Origin of the sequence: Paraglaciecola sp. (assembly GCF_051252315.1) — a bacterium.
Lineage (GTDB): Bacteria > Pseudomonadota > Gammaproteobacteria > Enterobacterales > Alteromonadaceae > Paraglaciecola.
Window position 1 is genome coordinate 1 of sequence record NZ_JBPOFP010000234.1, and the last position, 2,639, is coordinate 2,639.

3 protein-coding genes are annotated in these 2,639 nt (G+C 37.9%); 2 read left to right on the forward strand and 1 reads right to left on the reverse strand.

Features of this window, described 5'->3' with window-relative positions; translation table 11 throughout:
• Positions 1 to 454: GntR family transcriptional regulator (locus ACSHXM_RS21565; RefSeq protein ID WP_435692450.1), on the reverse strand; the 454-nt coding region annotated here is incomplete at its 3' end.
• Between the two features lie 224 nt (positions 455 to 678).
• Here ACSHXM_RS21565 and ACSHXM_RS21570 point away from each other — a divergent pair.
• On the forward strand, positions 679 to 2,055 hold the full coding sequence (locus ACSHXM_RS21570) for an N-acetylmuramidase domain-containing protein (protein ID WP_435692452.1): 1,377 nt from the start codon (positions 679 to 681) through the stop codon (positions 2,053 to 2,055).
• Positions 2,056 to 2,072: 17 nt separating this feature from the next.
• Complete coding sequence (locus tag ACSHXM_RS21575) at positions 2,073 to 2,504, forward strand: 3TM-type holin (RefSeq protein ID WP_435692454.1); 432 nt, start codon at positions 2,073 to 2,075, stop codon at positions 2,502 to 2,504.
• The last annotated feature ends 135 nt before the right edge of the window (positions 2,505 to 2,639 follow it).

Below are 2,639 nucleotides of genomic sequence, written 5' to 3' on the forward strand. Positions count from 1 at the left end.
AAGCTGGATTCACAATCACATCTTCTAATTGAATAGCAATGTCATCTTTTTTATGAACAACTTTTAAATTATATAGTGGAGCTCCTTCGGTAACACTTAACCAAATGCTTTGTTGCGGATTTGCCTTAACGTTAGAAAAGCTCAAAATTTCATTTGAATATTGTGCCTGCTGTTGATTAATTTGATCATCAATATTCGGTAATTCTAGTACAGGTACTACACCACTATTGTCAGCGACAAAAGTACCAATGCCTTGTGATCTAACTAGTACTCCTTCGGTGACTAATTCACTTAAAGCACGCCTAGCAGTCATTCTGCTAACGCTAAAAGTTTCAGCTAGTTGGTTTTCTGAAGGTACTTTATCACCAACCTTCATTTGCCGTGACTCAACTTTATTAAACAAATCCATTTTGATTTGCATAAACCTAGCTTGCATTTCTGGTTTCTTTTTCATTTTCTCAATTCTTTCCTGCCTATTCACACTCAACAATATACTTGTATATACATGAAATTTCAAATCCACCCGCATGCCTTTAAACAAGTCTTTATTCGAAGTTCGAGTGAGCTTTAAGTTGAATATAGCGAATTAGCGTTCTATATTTATTCTCAACTTCATCGTAAAAGGATTTATGCAATGTACAAGTTGTTTGTAACCTTCCTAAACTGGCAATTTCAAATATGTTAGGGGCCGTAACCGCGTCACTACTGAATGTTCGAAATATGCCAAATTCCGGCAGTTCTGTGATTGGCCAGTTATCTCAAGGGGCGGTCATCAAGGCTGCAGGCCCACATGACAATTGGTTACAGATTAATTACCAAAATACTTACGGCTTTATTGCTGCTAAATATTTACAACCCGTAAACGATTTAGCTCGATTAACAGGTACAGTGAACACACAAAAACTCAATGTTAGATTATCTCCTTCTGCCACTGCTAAATACCTAGCAACTTTACACTTAGGTGCATCCATTAAAACATTGGCAATCCTCGATAATTGGTTAGAAATAGAATTCAACGGCAATACCGCCTATGTAGCAAGCCAATATGTAGATTTAACTTATTCTTCCAAAGGCTTTTACGCTCAAGTAAATGCAAATTTATTAAACGTCCGAGCAGCCCCAAATGCTACTGCTAGTTTGTTTGGCCAACTTAGAGCAGATAGCCAAATTTGGGTGGAAGGAGTGCAAAAGGATTGGTGTCAGATTAGATTCAATGGCAATAGAGCGTATGTAGCCAGAGACTACCTGTCCCCCCTTGCGGATGACACCAATGACTCTGCAGAACGAGACCCAATTATTTTGTCTGACCACCAGGACGAACTTCCTATCCCCATTACAGAACATGGTCAAGAGCTAGCTAGATTAACACCTAATACTGTTTTACCGGTCAACGGTACTAACGAACAGCGTAACTCGGCCTCAACCTGGAATAAGTGGGGTAACTTGTTACAAACCTTAAGCACCAAAAAGCAGTTAGATGTTGCTTGTGCATTGGCGGTACTTTGTGTTGAAAGTTCAGGAAAAGGGTTTGAACAAAATAATAGTGACAAGATGATCATACGTTTTGAAAATCACAAATTTTGGAAGTTTTGGGGAAAACATCACCCTCAACAATACAGACAGCATTTTCAGTACAGTAACCAAAAGGTTTGGCGAGAGCATAAATGGCGAAACGACCACCTAGCCGAATGGCAATCATTTCACGGTAACCAAAAGCAAGAATGGCAAGTTTTTGATTTTGCGCGCCAACTAGATGAAGAGGCAGCCATGTTATCCATAAGTATGGGCGCACCTCAAATAATGGGGTTTCATTTCGAGCGTATTGGATACCAATCTATTAATGAAATGTTTGAGGCCTTTTCGAGCAGTATCCAAGGCCAAATAAACGGACTATTCGACTTTTTTTCACCCCAAATGTTGCGATATTTACAAGAACTAGACTTTGAATCCTTTGCCGGTATGTATAACGGTAAAGGTCAAAAACAAGTATATGGTGACAAAATACAAAAACATTACACCGCATTTAAAAAAATAATGCCTAATTTAACAGACTAATTATTGAGGAAAAAAACATGAACGTATTTTCTTTTATCAGCAGTATTTTTGAACCCGCTACAAAACTGATTGATGAAATCCACACTAGCGACGAAGAAAAATTACAACTTCAAGCTCAGATCAAATCCGTTGAAAATGAATTATTAGCCAAAGTAATGGATTACGAAAGCCAACTACTTAAAAGTAAGACAGCAATCATTACTGCCGAAGCCACAGGGCAATCTTGGCTCCAAAGAAATTGGCGTCCAATTACCATGATTACTTTTCTAGTGTTGGTCGTTTTAGATAGCTTTGGACTGTTGGCATTTAGGTTATCGGAAGATGCTTGGACTCTATTAAAAATTGGATTGGGCGGTTATGTAGCTGGTCGCTCAGCAGAAAAAATCACCCAACAATATTTACAAGCACGACCAGCTGAAAGTAAAAATAGTGGGATAGCGAAAGGTTAAATCTAACTTTGTAATTAATACCTACTTGATAATCAAGGAAGAACGGGCGTAACTAATCTAATCTGATATTGCGCCTTTAAGTTTTTATATTGATTGGACTTTAAGTATTGTTTTAAATGTAGATCGAAGCTTTTT